Annotated in this window: 13 protein-coding genes; 3 read left to right on the top strand and 10 right to left on the bottom strand. The window is 76.4% G+C overall.

All coding sequences use genetic code 11. From position 1 onward, the window contains the following. Nucleotides 1-10: 10 nt before the first annotated feature. Together CAE01nite_RS18350 and CAE01nite_RS10770 are read right to left on the bottom strand one after the other, a co-directional pair. Nucleotides 11-2,770: a helix-turn-helix transcriptional regulator gene (locus CAE01nite_RS18350; RefSeq protein WP_222595884.1), complete on the bottom strand. Its 2,760-nt coding sequence runs from the start codon at nt 2,768-2,770 to the stop codon at nt 11-13. Next, on the bottom strand, nt 2,767-4,194 hold the full coding sequence (locus CAE01nite_RS10770; protein ID WP_146903854.1) for an Hsp70 family protein: 1,428 nt from the start codon (nt 4,192-4,194) through the stop codon (nt 2,767-2,769). The genes CAE01nite_RS18350 and CAE01nite_RS10770 overlap by 4 nt, the downstream gene beginning before the upstream one ends. A 405-nt stretch (nt 4,195-4,599) precedes the next feature. On the opposite strand from CAE01nite_RS10770, the gene CAE01nite_RS18165 reads away from it, so the two are divergent. From CAE01nite_RS18165 to CAE01nite_RS10760, 3 genes are all read left to right on the top strand, one after another. After that, a complete protein-coding gene (locus tag CAE01nite_RS18165; RefSeq protein ID WP_246131137.1) occupies nt 4,600-6,195 on the top strand; it encodes an IniB N-terminal domain-containing protein in 1,596 nt (531 codons plus the stop codon). Between the two features lie 101 nt (nt 6,196-6,296). After that, a complete protein-coding gene (locus CAE01nite_RS10765) occupies nt 6,297-8,144 on the top strand; it encodes a dynamin family protein (protein WP_146903851.1) in 1,848 nt (615 codons plus the stop codon). Beyond that, complete coding sequence (locus tag CAE01nite_RS10760) at nt 8,141-9,727, top strand: GTPase (RefSeq protein WP_146903848.1); 1,587 nt, start codon at nt 8,141-8,143, stop codon at nt 9,725-9,727. The genes CAE01nite_RS10765 and CAE01nite_RS10760 overlap by 4 nt, the downstream gene beginning before the upstream one ends. Here CAE01nite_RS10760 and CAE01nite_RS18160 read toward each other — a convergent pair. From CAE01nite_RS18160 to CAE01nite_RS10720, 8 genes are all read right to left on the bottom strand, one after another. After that, nucleotides 9,702-10,331 carry a hypothetical protein gene (locus CAE01nite_RS18160; RefSeq protein ID WP_186816530.1) on the bottom strand — a complete coding sequence of 210 codons (630 nt, stop codon included), beginning with the start codon at nt 10,329-10,331 and terminating at the stop codon, nt 9,702-9,704. The genes CAE01nite_RS10760 and CAE01nite_RS18160 overlap by 26 nt on opposite strands. Continuing rightward, nucleotides 10,315-11,550, bottom strand: a complete 1,236-nt coding sequence (locus tag CAE01nite_RS10750; RefSeq protein ID WP_146903846.1) for a winged helix DNA-binding domain-containing protein — start codon at nt 11,548-11,550, stop codon at nt 10,315-10,317. The genes CAE01nite_RS18160 and CAE01nite_RS10750 overlap by 17 nt, the downstream gene beginning before the upstream one ends. Nucleotides 11,551-11,553: 3 nt before the next feature. Next, entirely contained in the window at nt 11,554-12,231 is a 678-nt protein-coding gene (locus CAE01nite_RS10745) for a hypothetical protein (RefSeq protein ID WP_146903843.1), read from the bottom strand. 95 nt (nt 12,232-12,326) lie between these two features. After that, nucleotides 12,327-13,619, bottom strand: coding sequence for a DUF58 domain-containing protein (locus CAE01nite_RS10740; protein WP_146903840.1), 1,293 nt, complete (start codon nt 13,617-13,619; stop codon nt 12,327-12,329). A gap of 29 nt (nt 13,620-13,648) precedes the next feature. Then, nucleotides 13,649-14,752 (bottom strand): AAA family ATPase, encoded by a 1,104-nt coding sequence (locus tag CAE01nite_RS10735; RefSeq protein ID WP_371862898.1) that lies wholly within the window; start codon nt 14,750-14,752, stop codon nt 13,649-13,651. Between the two features lie 104 nt (nt 14,753-14,856). Next, nucleotides 14,857-16,176: a DUF4350 domain-containing protein gene (locus tag CAE01nite_RS10730; RefSeq protein ID WP_146903838.1), complete on the bottom strand. Its 1,320-nt coding sequence runs from the start codon at nt 16,174-16,176 to the stop codon at nt 14,857-14,859. Nucleotides 16,177-16,253: 77 nt separating this feature from the next. Then, nucleotides 16,254-16,892: a DUF4129 domain-containing protein gene (locus CAE01nite_RS10725; protein WP_146903836.1), complete on the bottom strand. Its 639-nt coding sequence runs from the start codon at nt 16,890-16,892 to the stop codon at nt 16,254-16,256. Between the two features lie 15 nt (nt 16,893-16,907). Next, nucleotides 16,908-18,182 (bottom strand): DUF7847 domain-containing protein, encoded by a 1,275-nt coding sequence (locus CAE01nite_RS10720; protein ID WP_146903833.1) that lies wholly within the window; start codon nt 18,180-18,182, stop codon nt 16,908-16,910. Nucleotide 18,183 lies beyond the last annotated feature (1 nt).

The following is an 18,183-nucleotide window of genomic DNA, read 5'->3' as shown; positions in this document are numbered from 1 at the left end:
GCCGCCGGCGTCAGCCGCGGTCGGCCAGCCTCGCCCGCAGGTGCGCGAGCAGCTCCGCGCGTGACTCGAGCCCGAGCCGCTGACGCATGCGTGCCACGTGGTGCTCGACGGTCTTGGCCGAGATGTAGAGCCGCTCGGAGATCTCCCGGTAGGTGAGGCCCGCCAGCACCAGGCGCGCGACCTCGAGCTCGCGCTCGGTGAGGTGGATGGTGGCCTCGGTCGGCTCGGGCTGCACCGAGTGCACGCGTGCGGGCTGGTGAGCCGGGTCGCCGGGGCGCTCGCTGCCTTGCTCGCGCACGCGCTCACTGCCCCGCTCGGCCGGCCGCGCCCCGTCCCGCTCGGACGGCCGCTCCGTCGTCCGGTCACCCGGTACCGCGCGGTGCAGGTCGCGCGCGAGCTGCATGAGCTGGGACATGGTCCGGTGGTCGGTCGTCCGGGCGGCGGCGTGCCCCGCGAGGCGCGAGCCGTCCCAGCCCAGGCCGACGGAGTGCAGCCGACGCCCGGCCCGCTCGACCGCGGTGGGGTCGACGCGCCCGGCCAGCACCTGCATCCAGACCTTCCCGGCCTCGGCGAGGATCGCGGCGTACCGGCTGACCTGGGCGCCCCGGACCAGCGCCGTGGCGTGCGGCTCGAGGTCCTGCGGGCGCTCGGCCAGGATCGCGGCGTGCACCCCGTACCAGTGCATCGGCGTGGCCCAGAGCACCGGGTGGCCGGCCGCCGCGAGCAGCTCCTGCGCCCGCTGGCGTGGCACCGCGAGCCGGTGCCCCTGGTCCAGCCGGGCCGCCGCGACCGCGATCTCGCCGAGGGGGAGCAGCGTGAACAGGTCCACCTCGTAGCCCAGCAGGGCCTCGCGGGCGTGCGGCCACAGGCGCACGAGCCCGGGCAGGTCGCTGCTGCGCCGGGCGATGCCGATCTCCAGGGCCTGGTGGAACAGGTGGTCGCGCGGCTCCAGCGGCCGGCCGGTGCGCACGGCCTCGGCCATGTCCGCCCGGGCGGCGTCGAACCGCCCCGCGACCATCGCCGACCACGCCCGCAGCAGCTGGTGACGCGGGCGGGCCACCGGCCCGCCGGCGCCGGACTCCAGCGCCTGGTCGAGGACGCGCTCGGCGTGCACCGGCTCCCCGCCGCTGACCGCGGCCAGCGCCGCGAGAGCGTCGGGGGTGTCGGGCAGCAGCATGCCGCGACCGGCGGCGCGGAGCAGGCCCGAGGCCTGCTGCAGGGTCGGCAGGGCGGCGCCGCCGTCGCCCACGAGGGACTCGCGGACCCCGCGGACGAGCAGCCCCTCGGCGCCCGCCCACAGGGTGGGGGCGCGGTCGCCCGCGCTCGCCGGGGCGCCCGTCCGCCCGGGGACCCCCGCACCCAGGGCGGCGAACGGCTCCAGCGTGGCCGGTCCGCCCCCGGAGTCGGCGAGCCACGTGTACAGCTCCGCACTGCGCCGCAGCAGCCCGCGGTGCGCGAAGGCGGAGGCGGCCACGTGCACGGCGGCGGCCGTCGCCGTCGTCCGGGGTCCGGCCAGCACGTCGTCCGCCAGGCGCAGGGCGGTGTCCAGGTCGCCGGCGAGCGCCTCGCACACCGCGCGGCGGACGGCGGTGTCCGGGGAGGTCGCCCCTGCGGCGACGGCGGCCGCGTAGAAGGACGCCGCCTGCGCCGGGTCGGTCTCACGCATGTCGTCCCCGGCTCGCTCCAGCACGGCCGCCAGCTCGGGCGAGCGCAGCTGCAGCGTGCCGACCCGCCGCGCGACCTGGACCGCCGCGACGCCGCCCGCGGCGTCGGCGGCGATGGACGCGGCCAGGACCGCCTGGGTGCGGGGCGCCGGCGTCGCGGCCAGCGCGACCTGCCGCACCACGGGCACCAGGGTGCCGTCGGACCGCAGGAGCCCGGCGGCCCGCGCCGCCTGCAGCAGCTCGCCCACGGCGGTGGGGGCCAGGTCCAGCACCGTGGCGAGGGTGCCGAGGTCCGGGTCCGTGCCCACGGCCAGGGCGAGCACGACGGCCCGCAGCGGCCCGGCCGGCGCCCCGAGCTCGCCGTCGACCTGCGCCACCAGGTCCCACGGCAGGGGAGCCGAGGCGCGGGGGCCGACGGAGAGGGCCGCGCCGGTCGGGGTCCCGGAGAGCAGCAGCTCCACGAGCCGCGGCACGCCGCCGGTGACCCGCAGCACGTGGTCCACCAGGAGGGCCGGGGCGGGTCGGCCCAGGTGCGCCGCCGCCCGCGCGCACACGGTGGCGCGGTCCATCGGCCCGAGGGCGATCGTCGCGGACCGCAGGCGCAGCTCGTGGACGAGCTCGCCGAGCAGCGGCCGCTCCGGCCAGGGCCGGAACGCGACGACCACCTGGCTGCCGGGCCGCTCGACGGTGGCGAGGAGCACGGCCAGGGCCTCGTCCGGGAGGAGGTGGGCGTCGTCCACGAGCACGGCGCCACCGCCGTGCGCCGTCGCCGACGGCTCCGTGCCGGGGCCCCCGCGGACCGTCGTGACCGTGCGGCCACCCGTCCGCAGCGCGGTCCGCAGCGCCCCCAGCGACGCGGTCTTCCCCGTCCCGCCCACGCCGGACAGCCCGAGCGTCAGCGGTGCGTGCGGGTCGGCCGCCAGCCGCGCCGCGAGCGCCTGCACGGCTGCCGGGACACCGTCGGACGCGCCCGCCGGGGGCGACGAGAGGTCGGGTGCGCCGGCGCCGACCGATCCGGAGAGGCCGACCGACCCAGGGAGGTCGTCGAGCCGGGTGCCCCGGCCGCCGGGGCGACCCGGCGCGGGGGAGGAGGCGACCGCCGTCATCCGACGGACGCCTCCTCGTCGCTCGGGGGAGCCGTGGGAGCCGCGCCGCGCACCGGGTACCCCGGTGCCTGCGGCGGCCGGGGGTCAGCCGGCGCGAGCCACGGCAGCGCGGTCGTCGCCGGTCCGGGCGGATCGAGCACCGTGGGGCCGTCCTCCGTCCCGCCGGTCGCCCCACCGGTCCCCCCGGTGCGGGTCGCGGGGGCGTGCAGGGTGTCGACGCCCTGCACCGCCGTCACGCCGGTCGCCGGGTCGTCCGGCGTGTCGTCACCCGGCGAGGCGAGCGCCGCACCGGAAGCCGCGAGCGCAGCCAGTGCCAGCACGACGGCGCCGCTGCCCAGCAAGGTTGCGAACCGTGCGGGCCGGCGTGGCGCGGGTCGCAGGTGCGCCCGGCGGCCGCGGGCGACGGGCCAGGCGCCCGCTCCCGGCTCGGTCGGCGCATCCGACGAGGTGGCCAGCGAACCCGCCAGCAGCGCAGCGCCGCGCGCGACGGCGCTGGTCTCGCCGCCCAGCACGGTCAGGGGCGCCTCGAAGCGCTCGGCGACCACCTCGGCGAGCAGCGGCATGGTGGCGACCCGGCCGAGCAGCAGCACCCGGTCGACACCGGTGCGGGCGTGACCGGCGACGACGTCGGCAGCGGTCGCCGCCGTGCGGACCGCGCGGCCGCGCAGCCGGTCGTCGAGCTCGGAGGCGACGATGCGGACCTCGTGGCGCGCGTCACCACCGGCCCACGTCACCGTCGTCGCCGGCGTCGTGGCCAGCTCGGCGCCGGCCACCGCGCACACGGCGCGCAGACCGGCCGCGTCCGCGCGGGAGATCGCGGACGTCGCGTCGCCGAGCACGGCCCGCACGTGGGCGACGACGGCGTCCTCCACGTCCAGGGCGCCGAGCCCGGTCAGCGCCCGGGGGACGCCGACCACGGTGGCGGTCTCGTCGTCACGGCCGACCTCGACCACGCTCACGTCCGTGCGGTCGTCGCGCACGTCCAGCACCGCCACCACGTCGTTCGGACGGAGCGCGTCCGACGTCCGGGCGTGCGCCACCGCGGCGAGGGGCGCGGGCACGAGCCCGACCGGGAGCGCGAGGTCGGCGACGGCGGCGCGCAGCAGCCCGACCCGGTACGGACCCCACGACGCGGGGTGGGCCACGACGACGGCCATCGGCGGCGCGCCCACGGTGGTGCGCGCGCGCGCCACCGACCCGGTCACGAGGTCGGCGAGCCCTGCCTCGGGCGATCCGGAGCCGGTGCGCGGGGCCGCCGGGTCACCGAGACGCTCGAGGAGCCGGTCCACCACCTCGGCACCCCCCGGACCGGCAGCTCCCGGACCAGCAGGGCCCGAGCCGCCGACCGTCTGCACACCCTCGGGTCCGCTGATGGCGATGGCGACCGGCCCTCCGCCGAGGTCGACCCCGAGCGCGTACTCCATCGTGTGGTCCTCCCCGTGCGGTGGCCAGGAGGGAGCGTCGTCGCACCCTGGGGCCCCGCGTGGCCATGATGCCCCCCGTATGGTGCCCCAGACCACCCACTATGTCCGTTTCACCCCCATCGAGCGAGGGGGTCGACCCGGTGTCCGCGCGTCGGGCGGGAGTGTTCCCGCCCTTGTCACCCAGCCGTCACCGCGAGGTCACCGCCGCCTGGCGTGCCCTGCGCAGGACCGGTGCGGGCCTGCCCGGACGGGCCTGCGGTGGGCCCGTCCACATCGGGGCGAATCGGACAAATCCCCCAACGCGGCACCGCAAGTAGGGGGGCGGTCCCCGATGGACCTGTCGGCGGGCCTCCCTAGCCTCGCCCGTGGGCAGCACGCCCGCACCGGAACTCGAGAGGGACCGACATGTCCAACGTTGCCAGCTCACTGCTCGACTTCATCCTCAACCTGCTCAAGGACCCCGAGGCCGCGCAGGCCTTCCTGGACGACCCGCAGGCGGCCCTCGAGGACGCCGGCCTGGAGGACATCACCTCCGTCGACCTCGACGACATCATGCCCGTCGTCCTCGACCAGTCCGCCGTCGAGGTGGACTCCAGCTCCGACAAGTCCTACGACACCGGTGGCAACACCGGCGGCGCCACGCTGAGCGGCTCGGGCTCGGCGTCCGGTGGCGGCGCGGGTGGCGGCTCCGGTGCCGCCCCGCAGATCGTCGTCGTCCCGGCGGCGTCGGGCGGCTCCAGCGGCTCCAGCGGCTCCGGCAGCTCGGCGGGTGCGGTGGACGCGGACGACGACGGCGTCGTGCCGGCTCTGCAGAACCTCATCGCGACCTACACCTACAACACGAGCATCGTCGACGACCGCGACACGATCGTGGACTCCTCGGTGAACCAGAACATCTGGGCCGAGGGCGACGTGTCGCAGATGTTCGACATCAACCCGGTCGTCGCCAACGGCGGCGTCGCCGCGGGCGGCAACATCAACGGGGCAGCGGTCGTCGGGTCCGGCAACGTGGTCGGTGACGACAACACCGTGGGCAACCTCGAGGACAACTCGGACAACAGCGACAACTCCGTCGACGACCACTCCGACAACAGCGACAACTCGGACAACTCCGACAACTCGGACAACTCCGACAACTCGGACAACAGCGACAACTCGGTGGACGACCACTCCGACAACTCCGACAACAGCGACAACTCGGACAACTCGGTGGTCGACAACAGCGACAACTCCGACAACAGCGACAACTCGGACAACAGCGACAACTCCGACAACAGCGACAACAGCGACAACTCGGTGACCGACAACAGCGACAACTCGGATAACTCCGACAACTCGGACAACTCCGACAACAGCGACAACTCGGTGACCGACAACAGCGACAACTCGGACAACTCCGACAACTCCGACAACAGCGACAACTCGGACAACTCCGACAACTCGGACAACTCGGACAACTCCGACAACAGCGACAACTCGGACAACTCCGACAACTCGGTGACGGACAACTCCGACAACAGCGACAACTCGGACAACAGCGACAACTCCGACAACTCGGTGACCGACAACTCGGACAACAGCGACAACTCCGACAACTCGGTCACTGACAACTCGGACAACAGCGACAACTCGGTGACCGACAACAGCGACAACTCTGACAACTCGGACAACAGCGACAACTCGGACAACAGCGACAACTCCGACAACTCGGTGACCGACAGCTCGGACAACAGCGACAACTCGGTGACCGACAACAGCGACAACAGCGACAACTCCGACAACTCCGACAACTCGGTGACCGACAACTCCGACAACTCGGACAACTCGGACAACAGCGACAACTCCGTCGACGAGAGCCTGCACATCGACGCGGACGTCAGCATCGACCTCGACAACATCGGGAACGACAACTCCGACAACAGCGACAACAGCGACAACTCCGACAACTCGGTGGACCTCGACGAGGCCCTGCCGGAGGAGCCGGAGATGGACGTCATCTGACGCCCGCGCACGGCTGACCCTGGTCCCGCAGCACCCGCACCCGCGGGTGTTGCGGGACCAGCCCGTGCAGTGGCTTACTCGACCGGACACCTGGAGCTGCCGTGCGATCCCTCTCAGACCTGCTCGACCGCGCCCTCGCGGTCACCGCCACCGCCGACCGACCGGACCTGACGGCCCGGCTCGAGGCCGCGCGACGCCGGCTGCAGGACCCGCACGTGCGGGTGCTCGTCGTGGGGGAGTTCAAGCAGGGCAAGAGCCAGCTCGTCAACGCACTCGTGAACGCCCCGGTGTGCCCGGTCGACGACGACGTCGCGACCTCCGTGCCGACCGTCGTCGCCCACGGCACGCAGCCCACGGCCACGCTGGTCCTGGCCCCGCCCGACGCCCCCGAGGAGCCCGGCGCCCCGACCGAGGCGCTCACCCGCCTCGAGGTCCCGCTCGAGGAGCTCGCCCAGCACGTCTCCGAGCTCGGCAACCCGGGGAACGCCCGGCGCCTCGCCTACGCCGAGGTCACCCTGCCGCGGCAGCTGCTCGCCGGCGGGCTGGTGCTGGTCGACACCCCCGGCGTGGGCGGGCTGGGCTCCACGCACGCCGCGAACACCATGGCGGCCCTGCCGTCGGCCGACGCCGTCCTGCTGGTCTCGGACGCCGCGCAGGAGTACTCCGAGCCCGAGCTGGAGTTCCTCGGGCACGCCATGAAGCTGTGCCCCAACGTCGCCTGCGTCCTGACCAAGACCGACCTGTACCCCAGCTGGCGCGACGTGGCCGAGATCGACCGCCGCCACCTGGACGCGGCCGGGGCCCGGGTGCGGCTCATGCCGGTGTCCTCGTCGCTGCGGCTGCACGCCGCCCGGACCCGGGACCCCGAGCTGCACGAGGAATCCGGCTTCGCCGACCTGGTGCGCCACCTGCGCGACGACGTCGTCGGGCACGCCGGCATGCTGGCCCAGCGCTCCCTGACCCACGACGTGCTCGCGGTGACCGACCACCTGCTGCTGTCGCTGCGAGCCGAGCTGAGCGCCCTGGAGGACCCGGCCGGCAGCGGGGCGATGATCGCCGAGCTGGTCGCCGCGCGGGAGACCACGGGAGAGCTGCGCCGGCGGTCGGCGCGGTGGCAGCAGACGCTCGGCGACGGCGTCACCGACCTCACCTCGGACATCGAGTACGACCTGCGCGACCGGCTGCGCAAGATCACGCGCGAGGCCGAGGAGGCCATCGAGGCGGCCGACCCGGGCATGGTGTGGGACGAGTTCGACGACTGGGTGGTCCAGCGCATCGCCTCGGCGGTGGCGGCCAACTTCGTCTGGGCGCACGAGCGGTCCCAGTGGCTCGCCCAGCGCGTCGCCGACCACTTCGACCGGGACGGCACCGTCGCGCTGCCCGAGCTGCTGCGCGGCGACAGCGACGAGGCGCTGGAGCTGGTCGCCAAGCTGGAGCGGGTCGAGGTCGAGCGCGTGGGGCCGACGCAGAAGGCGCTGATCGCGCTGCGCGGGTCCTACGGCGGCATCCTCATGTTCGGCATGGTCACGGCGGTGGCGTTGGGGATGTCGATCATCAACCCCATCTCGGTCGGCATCGGGGTCATCATGGGCGGCAAGGCGTACCGCGACGACCACAAGGCGCGCGTGAAGCGGCGTCAGGTCGAGGCGAAGGCTGCGGTCCGCCGGCACGTCGACGAGGTGATCTTCCAGGTGAGCAAGGACTCCAAGGACCGGCTCCGGCAGGTCCAGCGCGTGCTGCGGGACCACTTCACCACGACGGCCGAGGAGCTGTTCCGCTCCCTCGACGACTCCGTGCGGACCGCCAAGGAGGCGGCGCGCACCGGCGACGCCGGCCGCACCGAGCGGCTCGCCGCGGTCCGGGCCGCGGTGGGGCGGGTGGAGGCCGTCCGGGCCGAGGCCCAGGACCTGGCGGGGGACCGGCCGGAGCCGGTGAAGGTGCCCGCATGACCCGCACGTCCGGTGCGACGGCCACGTCCGGCATCCCCGCCCCGTCCGGTGCGGACGAGGCACGCCGGCTGCTCCTGGCGGCGGTCGACGTGTACGCCGCCGACCCCGAGGCGCGGGCGGTCCTCGAGCACGCCCTGGACCGGCTGGACGCACCCCTGCAGGTCGCCCTGGCCGGCAAGCTCAAGGCCGGGAAGTCCACCCTGCTCAACGCGCTCATGGGGGTGGAGCTGGCCGCCAGCGACCACGCCGAGTGCACCCGGGTCGTCACCTGGTACCGCTTCGCCGACTCCGCCGCGGTGACGGTGCACCCGGTCCTGGGGGAGCCGTGGTCCAGCCCCCCGCGGCGCGGGACGCACGGGCTGGAGATCGACCTGCGGGGACGGACCGCGGAGGAGGTCGACCACGTCGAGGTGCGCTGGCCCGCTCCCGGGCTGCGCGGGCTCACACTCATCGACACCCCCGGGCTCGACTCGCTGTCCCGCGACGTCTCGCGGCGGACCAGCCACTTCCTGACCGCGGAGGGCGAGGAGTCCGACGTCGACGCGGTCGTCTACCTCATGCGCCACCTGCACGCGACGGACGTGCGGTTCCTGGAGTCGTTCCAGCACGTGCGCTCCGCCCGCGGCGCCACCCCGGGCACGGTGGCCGTGCTGTCACGCGCCGACGAGGTCGGGGTGGGCCGGATCGACGCGATGATCTCGGCCGGCCGGGTGGCCGAGCGGTACCGCGCGGACGCCGCGCTGCGGCCGCTGTGCCAGACCGTGCTGCCGGTGGACGGGCTGCTCGCCCAGACCGGGCAGACGCTGCGCGAGGACGAGCTGGCCGACCTGCGCTCGCTCGCGGCCCTGGACCGGTCCGTCACCGACGGCCTGCTGCTGTCCGTGGACCGGTTCCGGCGCCCGTCGCTGAGCCTGCCCGTGGCGGCCCCGGCGCGTGCGCAGCTGCTCGCCCGGTTCGGGCTCTTCGGGGTCCGGCTGACGCTGGCCCTGCTGCGCACCAAGGAGCTGCGCGCGGCGGCGCTGTCCGAGGAGCTCGTGCGGCGCAGCGGCCTGGCCGAGCTGCGCCGGGTGCTCGACGCCCAGCTGACCGAGCGTCGCGACCACCTGCGGGCGTCGGCGGCGGTCGCTGCGCTGGCCCGGGTCGTCGCGGACCACCCGGTGCCGGGCTCGCCCGAGCTGGCCGCGGAGTGCGAGCGCCTCACCCTGGCGGCGCAGGGGACCCACGAGCTGGAGCTGCTGGCCGCCCTGCGGGCCGCGGACATCGACCTCTCCGCGGCCGACGTCGAGGCGGCCGAGCGGCTGCTCGGGGCGTCCGGGCTCGACCCGGTGGACCGCCTGGGCCTGCGTCCGGGTGCGCGGACGTCCGACGTCGAGGCGGCGGCCGTGCTCGCCCTGACGCGGTGGCAGGACCACGCCGAGGACCCGCTGCTCAACCGGGACACCCGGCACGCGTGCCGGCTGCTGGCCCGCACGTGCGAGGCGCTGCTGTCGGGGGTGCGGTCGACCGGTGCGGTGCCCGCAGCGACCGGCGCGAACGCCCCGGTCGCGGCCGGTCAGGTCAGCGCAGCACCCGCACCCGCCTGAACCACGCCGTCGCCGCGGGCAGCAGCATGGTGACGACCGCCGGCACGATCAGCGTGGCCTGGACGAGCAGCACGATGCGCCCGACGTCGTGCAGAAGACCGCGGGCGGGGTCCGTCACGAGGTCCTGGACGACGATCGCGACGGCGATCCCGAGGACCCCGGTGAGGACCAGCAGGTTCCGGGCCCAGGTCCGGCCGGTGCGCAGGAGCAGTGCGAGCGCGGTGTGGACGGCGGCGACCAGCGCGACGCTGCCGGCGGTCGCCAGGAACGCGTACCGCGCGGCGTCGGTGACGACCTGGGGTGAACGCGTCGGCGCCTGCTCGACGACCATCGCGGCGAACCGTGCGCGGATCGCGTCCTGCTCGAGCCACAGCGCCGCGACGGCGACGCCCGCCGCGACGACGGCGAGCAGCCACAGGACGGTGGACACCGTGACCACGCGGGGCCGCTCGCCCGGGTCCAGGACCGTGGCGAACTGCTCACCGCCGAGCACCGGCCGCTCCGGCGCCTGTGCCGGCCGTGCCGGCACCGGGTCCGCCGGCGCCGGCGACGGCCGCACCGGCACGCCGCTGGGGCGCTCGCGTGCGTCAGGCCCCGAAGTCATGGGGCGACCGTAGTCGGCCGGTGGCGCCGGGGGCGAGGTCGGCGTCCGGGTGCCACACGACCGCGTGAGTGTCCGCCTCGTCCGCCACGAAGCGGACCAGGTGCTCGGCCTCGTCCCGCACGTCGGCGGTCTCCGCGCGGGTCAGGCGCCGGAACGGCTCGACGGTGAGCGTCGCCCGGCGCGCCGCGCGGTCCACCGTCCAGGACCCGGCGACCGTGCCGTCGACGAGCAGCGTGCCGGGGACGGCGCCGTTCGCCCGCCAGAGCCGGCGGCGGGCGTCGTCGTCCACCACCCTGGTGCGGTCCGCGTGGGACAGCAGCAGGTTGTCGTACTCGGGCAGCAGGCGGGCCGGCGCCGGCGTCCCGGGATCCGGTCGGGGCGCGTCCGGCAGGTCGAACAGCTCACGCCCGCGCCCCCTGGACCCGGGTGCGGACCCGGGCGCCGGCTCGGCGCGGAAGGTGACGAGCCGCGGGCGCAGCCGCTCGACCACGGGGGCCAGCCGGGTCAGCCCGCTCCACAGCTGCACGTCCGCGACCGAGGCCGGCCCGAACGCGCGCAGGTACCGCAGCACGAGGTCGTCCAGGGCCGCGTCGTGGGCGTCCGGGTCGGACAGGTCCACGGGGTCGCGCCCGAGCCACGCGCCGGTGGTCGTCCAGGTGGTCGCGCCCGAGCGTCCCCACACCGCGCGAGGTGGCACCTGCACGAGCGGCAGCGTGCCCCGGGCCGCGTACGCGAGGGCCGTGGGGTCCACGTCCGGCCACAGCTCGGCAAGGCGGCGGCCGAGCGGGCCGGTGGCCGTCGGGCTCGCCTCCACCACCGCCCTGGCCGCGGCCTCGAGCCGGGCGAGGTCGACGTCCCGCAGGGCGGGCCCCCAGGCGTTCGTGCGCAGGCCGGCGCGCAGGATCGGCTCGCACAGCGCCGGCAGGACCAGGGCGTCGTCGGCGACGAGGAGGTGGATCGTCCCGCGCATGACCGCGATCCGGACGACCGTGCGGTCCAGCAGCCGGTCGGCCAGGTCGGCGTGCCGGAAGCCGGCCAACCGGGTCCACAGGCCGGTGTACGGAGCCCACGGCGCCTGCGCCTGCAGCCCGACCAGGTGCGCCGTCTCCTCGGCGACCGTCCCCTCGTGCCGGGCGAGCAGGTGCTGGCGGGCCAGCAGGGCGCGCCCCAGCGACCGGCGGTCCAGGGTCGGCGCGTCGGGTCGGGCGGGCGGGACCACGGGTCAGCGGCCGGCGGCCGGGTCGTCGGTGGGCGCGGGGTCGGTGGGCACGTCGTCCGCACGGACGTCGTCGGTCTGTGCGCCGTCGGTCGCGGGACGGACGCCGGACCGGCCGGCCCGGTCTCTCAGCGACGCACGGTGCGCCGCCACGGTGGACCCGGCGGGCGGGTCGGTGCGCGGCGCCGCGAGCAGGGGCCGCACCCGGTCGCCGCGGACGGCGAGCCAGTCGCCGTCGTCGTGCACCAGGACGTCGTCCGGCGCCAGGGTCGCCAGCGCGTGCGCGAGGGCGGCGTCGTCGTCGGTGCGGGCGATGGTCACGGAGCCGGAGCCGGACCCGTCCGCGCCCTGCCGGGCGGTCACGGTGCCTCGGGGTTCCGGCGGGCCGCCCACGGGTGCGACCCAGGTGAACGTCCGCAGCAGCGGCTCGGCGCCCGGGTCACCCGCGACGAACCGCGGGTTCCACGCCCACACGGCCCGGCCCGGCCCGGTCGACCCGGCGCCGCGGAGCACCCGGTCGACGACCGCGTCGTCGGCGGGTGTGCGCTGGTGGGGCGGACGGCGGACCGGCGCGGACGCCGCCAGGGCCGCGACCACGCCCGCCACACCGGCCACGGTGAGCAGCGCGCGCTGGGCGGCGACGGCCGCCAGTCGCGCCTCGGGCGGGGTCGGTCGCATGGTCATGCGGCGATGGTCGCGCGCGCGGCTGCGCACCACAAGGACGACCCTGCTCCACCACGGGCTGCGCGCCCCGGACGGGCGACCCCCGGGCTCCCTGGTCACAGGCGTCCCGCCGCCTTGAGCGCCAGGTAGGTGTCCGCCAGGCGCGGGGCGATCTCGTCGGGCGGTGCGTCGACGACCTCGGCGCCGCGCTGGCGCAGCCGGACCGCCGCCGCGGCCCGCTCGAGCTCGGCGCGCTCGGCGGCCGCGGCGTCGAACACCTCGGACGCGCTGTCCCGCCCGGCGCGCAGCGCGTCCACCTCCGGGTCGCGGACGGAGGCCAGCACCACCTGGTGGTCGCCGGTCAGCTGGCCGATGACGCCCAGCAGCCCGGACTCGACGGTCGCCGGCTCGAGCGCCGAGAGCAGCACGACGAGGGAGCGCTGGGAGAGCCGGGCACGCACGAGCGCGACCACGGCGGGCCAGTCCGTCTCCACGAGGGCGGGCTCCAGCGGCGCGAGCGCGTCGGCGAGCGCCGGTAGCAGCCGCGGACCCTGGGCGCCCGCGACCCGGGCACGCACGCGCCGGTCGTAGGCGACCAGCTCGACCCGGTCACCGGCGCGGGACGCCAGCGCCGCGAGCAGCAGGGCGGCCTCGATGGACGCGTCGAGCCGTGGCGCGTCCCCGATCCGTGCCGCCGACGTGCGCGAGGTGTCCACCACGAGCAGCACCCGGCGGTCGCGCTCGGGACGCCAGGTCCGGACCACGACCTCCGACCGCCGGGCGGACGCGCGCCAGTCGATCGAGCGGACGTCGTCGCCCATGACGTACTCGCGCAGGGAGTCGAACTCGGTGCCCTGCCCGCGCACCTGCACCGCGGCGCCGCCGTCGATCTCGCGGAGCCGGACCAGGCGGCTGGGCAGGTGACGGCGCGAGGCGAACTCGGGCAGCACGCGCAGCGCGGCGGGGGCGGGCACGGAGGCCTGCCGGGCGGCCAGCCCGAGCGGACCGAAGGAGCGGACGGTGACCAGGTCGGCCGGCCGGTCCCCGCGACGCGACGGCACGAGCACGGTCACGACCCGGCGGGACTCACCGGCCGGCAGGTCGACCGCGTGCCGGTTGACCTGGGCCCCGGCGGACGGCGGCCAGGCGTCCCGGACCAGCGCCCGCAGCCGGCGGGCGCTGGTGTTCGTCACCGTGAGCACCGACCGGGTCTGCTCGGTCAGCCGCACGGACGCGGGCACCGAGCGCTGCACCGCCACGAGGCGCGGGGGGGCGGCGAGGGCGGCGTCCACCGCGCACGTCACGGCGACGGCGATCGCCCACACCAGCACCGTCCCCGGGACCGGGACGAGCAGGACCGCGACGACGCCCACGGCGGCGAGGGCCACCGCGCGCCACGTGACCACCACCTAGTGCTCCCCGCCGCTCACCCGGTGCGTCACCGGGGGACCGGCACGGCGGCCAGCACGGTGTCCAGCACGCTCTCGGTGGTGACGCCCTCGAGCTCCGCCTCCGCCCGCAGCTGCACCCGGTGCCGCAGCGTGGGGTGGGCGAGCGCCTTGACGTCGTCGGGCGTCACGTACCCGCGCCCGGACAGCCACGCCCACGCCCGCGCCGTCGCCAGCAGCGCGGTGGCGCCACGCGGGGAGACCCCCAGCGACAGGGACGGCGACTGGCGGGTCGCGCGGCACACGTCGACGGCGTAGCCGAGCACCTCGCGGGCGACCTGGACCCGGGCGACCTCGGCGCGGGCGCGGGCCAGCACCTGCGGTCCGGCGACCGGGCGGATCCCGGCGCCGCGCAGGTCGCGCGGGTCGAAGCCGGCCGCGTGCCGGGCGAGCACCTCGACCTCCTGCTCGCGCTCGGGCAGCGGCAGGACCAGCTTGAGCAGGAACCGGTCCAGCTGGGCCTCGGGCAGCGCGTAGGTCCCCTCGTACTCGACGGGGTTCTGCGTCGCGATCACCAGGAACGGGTCGGGCAGCGGGCGCGGGACGCCGTCCACGCTGACCTGCCGCTCCTCCATCGCCTCCAGCAGCGACGCCTGGGTCTTGGGCGGGGTCCGGTTGATCTCGTCCGCGAGCAGCAGGTTCGTGAACACCGGTCCCTCGCGGAAGGAGAACTCGGCCGACCGGGCGTCGTAGACCAGCGACCCGGTCACGTCGCCGGGCATGAGGTCCGGCGTGAACTGCACCCGCTTGGTGTCCAGGTCCAGGGCGGCGGAGAGGCTGCGCACGAGCAGCGTCTTGGCCACACCCGGCACGCCCTCGAGCAGGACGTGCCCACGGCACAGCAGCGCGATGACCAGCCCGGTCACGGCGGCGTCCTGCCCGACGACGGCCTTGGCCACCTCGGCGCGCACCGCGCCCAGGGTGGCGCGCAGCTCGGCGGACGGTGACGGCGGCGTGGGGGCGGGACCGCCGGTCGGCGCCGCAGGCGTCCCGGGGGCGTGCGTCCCGGGGGCGTGCGCCCCCGCGGGGTGCGGCTCCGGTCCGGGCGCCTGCGTCCCGGCACCGCCCGTCCCCGACGGCTCCGCGCCGGCCACGGGGACGCCGAGGTCGGGCGCCGGCTGGGGCGTGGGGCGGGTCTGCCCCTGGTCCTCGGGCGGGTGCTCGGCGATGGGCGTGGGGCCCGTGGGGTGTGCCTCGGTCACGGTCGGTGAACCTCGCTCTCCAGGTCGTCGAGCCTGCGTGCCAGCTCGGTCAGTCCGGCGTCGTCGGTGGGTGGTGGTCCGTACAGCAGCGCGGCGACGTCGTCCGCGGGACGACCGGCCGCCTGCGCGAGGGCGTCGATGACGGCGACGGCGCCGGCCGAGCGCGGCAGCCCCAGGCGGGCGGCCGTCCGGCTGGCGGTCCCCGCCCGCAGGGAGGCGGCCGCGTGCCCGTAGGCGCGGGAGCGACGGTACAGCCGGCCCCGGCCTCGGGTGGCCTCCGCGGCCTGGACGGTGACCGGCAGCGGTTCGGTGACCAGGCGGCCCAGGCGGCGTCCGCGCCAGAGCGCGGCGACCACGGCCACGACCAGCGCCTGGAGCGCGACGGGACCGGCCCACGGAGGCAGCAGGTCGCCGAGCGCGGGTCCGGGCGCCTCGGTGGTGCCGAGGTCGTCGAAGGACGGCACGTACCAGACCACCCGGTCCTGCGCGCCGAGCAGGCGCAGCGCCAGCGCGGCGTTGCCGTCCTCGGCCAGCCGGGCGTTGGTGAGGACGGACGGCTCCGCGAGCGCGGTCACGCGCCGGTCGCCCTCCACGACGAGCAGCGCCCCGGCCCCGGGGTCGTCGCCGGGGAAGCACGTCGTGGCGTCGTCGGTGAGCGCCCGGTAGCCCGCGCTGCCGGTGCGCAGCGACCCGGCGGCGATCGCGTCGGGGTCGTCGCAGGCCGGCACCCGGTCGGTCTCGGTGCCCGAGCCGGTCGCCGGCTCGGCCGCGTCCGTCACGCCGGCCAGCAGCGACGAGCCCGGGTCCAGCAGGACCAGGTCGTTGTCCGTGCCGGCCAGGGCCTCCTCCTGCTCGGGGAGCAGGAGCGTGCTGGCCGTGACCAGCAGCGTGCCGCCACCGTCGGCGGCGGCGACCGCGGCGTTCGTGCGCCGGACGTACTCGATCTGGACGCCCTGGCGCTCCAGGATGCGGGCGAGCGCCTGTGCTCCGCCGTCGTCGGGGTTGTCCGGCGCGAGCGGGGCGGTCGACCGGGACGGCTCGGGCAGGAGGGCGGCCAGCACGACGAGCAGCGCGAGCCCGACCCCGACCGCCGTCCACCGCCACCGAGCACGTCGCGCGCCGGGCCGGCCGGACGGTCGCGGGTCCTGCCGTCCGGCACCCGCGGGCGTGCCCGACGGCGTGCCGGCGCGCTCGTCCGGCAGACCCGTCCGCTCGGACCCGCCTGACGGGCCCGGCCGACCCGACGGGCCGGGCTGACCCCGCTGACCCGGCTGACCCGGCTGACCCGGCTCACCCGGCGCCAGGCTCGCGACCACGCCGCGAGGGTCGGCCGGCGGTCCGGTGTCCAGGCCGCCCGCGCGCGCCGCCGGACCGGCGGGACGTGCCCCGTTGCTCATCGGGCGGCCACGGGCGCCGGCGGCCCGGCCGGGCGCGTGCCGGCGACCTGGCGGTCCAGGGCGCGCATCCACGCGTCGGCGTCGGCGTCGGCGGACGCCTTGCCGTAGCAGACGTCGTCGAACAGGCGGGCGGCGCGGCGCAGGTCCGCGGTCCGCGCGGGCAGGCGGGCGCCGGCCGCCTCGGCGGCCTCGTCGGCGGTCCGCCCGGGGGAGTCGACGAGCACGGCGCGCTCCTCGAGCGAGCGGACCACCGCTCGGAACCGCTCCAGGACGGCCGCCGCCCAGTCCCCGCGCGCCGCGGCGTCGTCGGCGGCGGCCCGCAGCTGGTCGGCGGTGCGCGTGTCGTCGCCGAGCACGACGACCGACGCGGTGGCCGTCCGGCGTGCGGCCCGCACGGGCCCGGCGACCCAGAACGCGATCCCTACCACCAGGAGCAGGACCAGCACGACGAGCGCCACGACGGCGAGCGGGGGCAGCGGCAGGGCGTCCGGGGCACCGGCGAACAGGGAGTCGAGCCACTCCAGGAACCGGTCGAGCAGGCTGGGGTCCTGGTGGTACGCCGGGTCGGCCAGCTCCTCGGTGGCCCAGCGCCGGGCGGTCTCGGCGTCCGGGACGACGGGGACCTCAGCGCGCACGGGTGGGTCCTCCGCTCACACCGTCTCGCCGGCCGCTCGGGTGAGCTCCACGTCCAGTCCCTCGCGCCGCATCCGCACGTCGATGTAGAGCAGGGCGATCACGGCTGCCATGAAGGACGTCGTCAGGGTGTACGCGATCGCGTTGGCGATCGACGACAGGGCGAGCCCGCCGAAGGACGTCAGCAGCGGGTCCTGCAGGACGAACGCGGAGATCAGCGCCGCCGGCGTGATGATGATCTGGGCGACGATCGCCACCATGATCGAGGTGAGCAGATAGATCCCGAGCAGGCGCCAGAAGCTGCCGCGGGTCAGCCGCCACCCGCGCCGCAGCGCCGTCCCGACGCTCGTGCCCTCGAGCACCAGCGCCGGCGGGATCAGCAGGATCCGCACCAGGAACCACACCGTCGCGACCAGCAGGCCGAGGCCGCCCAGCAGCCCCACCGCCGCGAGCAGCCCCCACTGCTCGGACTCGCCGAGCACCACGAGCAGGCCCACCCAGGCGCCCCACGCCACGAGCACGAGCACGGTGGTCACGAAGGAGAAGACGAGCAGCAGCAGCACGCGCCGCCACGACTGCGACCAGACCTCGCCGACCGGGATCCGCTGCCCGATGACGGACCGGCTCACCGAGACGATCAGCAAGCCGGTCAGCACGGTGGTCGCGATCGCGATCAGCGGCGCGGTGACGACCGACGCCAGCGCCGGCCCGAGCGTCTCGGCGAAGCCGAGCTCGCCGGTCGGGTCCAGGCTCGCCGACACCTCGCCGATCTGGCCGGCCACCAGCCCGCCGACGTACCACTGCAGCACGGCCTGGATCGTGACGGCCACCGCCACGACCACCGCGCTCAGCCCGAACATGACCCGCGGGTTCGCGCGGATCGCGCGGAACGCGCCGTCGAGGATCTCGCCGAGGCCCAGCGGCCGCAGGGGGATGATCCCCGGACGGGGCGCGGGCGGGGCGAACCCGTACGCGGGCGGTCGGGGCATGCCGCCGCTCGGGTCAGGACCCGGGTACCCCGGCACCGACCCCGACGGCCCCGACGGACCGCCCGGGGCGGGCGGCGCCGTCACGGGCGAGGTGTACCCCGGGCCCCAGCCGCCGCCCGCACCCACGGGGGTGATCCCGGGGGAGGTCGGCGCGCCGCCGTACGGGGGCGGGACGGGTCGACCGCCGGCCGCCGTCCCCGGGTCGCCCCCCGTCCCGTCCGGGTCGGGCTGCGGCGCGCCGCCCACCGCGGGCTGGGCCGGGGCGGTCCAGCCGGGCGTCGTCGGTTCGCTCGGGGTCGTCATC

This window comes from Cellulomonas aerilata, from assembly GCF_007991755.1.
Taxonomy (GTDB): Bacteria; Actinomycetota; Actinomycetes; order Actinomycetales; family Cellulomonadaceae; genus Pengzhenrongella; species Pengzhenrongella aerilata.
Note: the sequence above shows the minus strand (reverse complement) of the source record. Positions and strands in the feature narration are given on the sequence as shown.

Coding starts and splice junctions, on each gene's coding strand:
- CAE01nite_RS10760 (WP_146903848.1), top strand. CDS start 8,141: ATGACCCGCACGTCCGGTGCGACGGCCACGTCCGGCATCCCCGCCCCG.
- CAE01nite_RS10745 (WP_146903843.1), bottom strand. CDS start 12,231: ATGACCATGCGACCGACCCCGCCCGAGGCGCGACTGGCGGCCGTCGCC.
- CAE01nite_RS10720 (WP_146903833.1), bottom strand. CDS start 18,182: ATGACGACCCCGAGCGAACCGACGACGCCCGGCTGGACCGCCCCGGCC.
- CAE01nite_RS18350 (WP_222595884.1), bottom strand. CDS start 2,770: ATGACGGCGGTCGCCTCCTCCCCCGCGCCGGGTCGCCCCGGCGGCCGG.
- CAE01nite_RS18160 (WP_186816530.1), bottom strand. CDS start 10,331: ATGACTTCGGGGCCTGACGCACGCGAGCGCCCCAGCGGCGTGCCGGTG.
- CAE01nite_RS18165 (WP_246131137.1), top strand. CDS start 4,600: ATGTCCAACGTTGCCAGCTCACTGCTCGACTTCATCCTCAACCTGCTC.
- CAE01nite_RS10770 (WP_146903854.1), bottom strand. CDS start 4,194: ATGGAGTACGCGCTCGGGGTCGACCTCGGCGGAGGGCCGGTCGCCATC.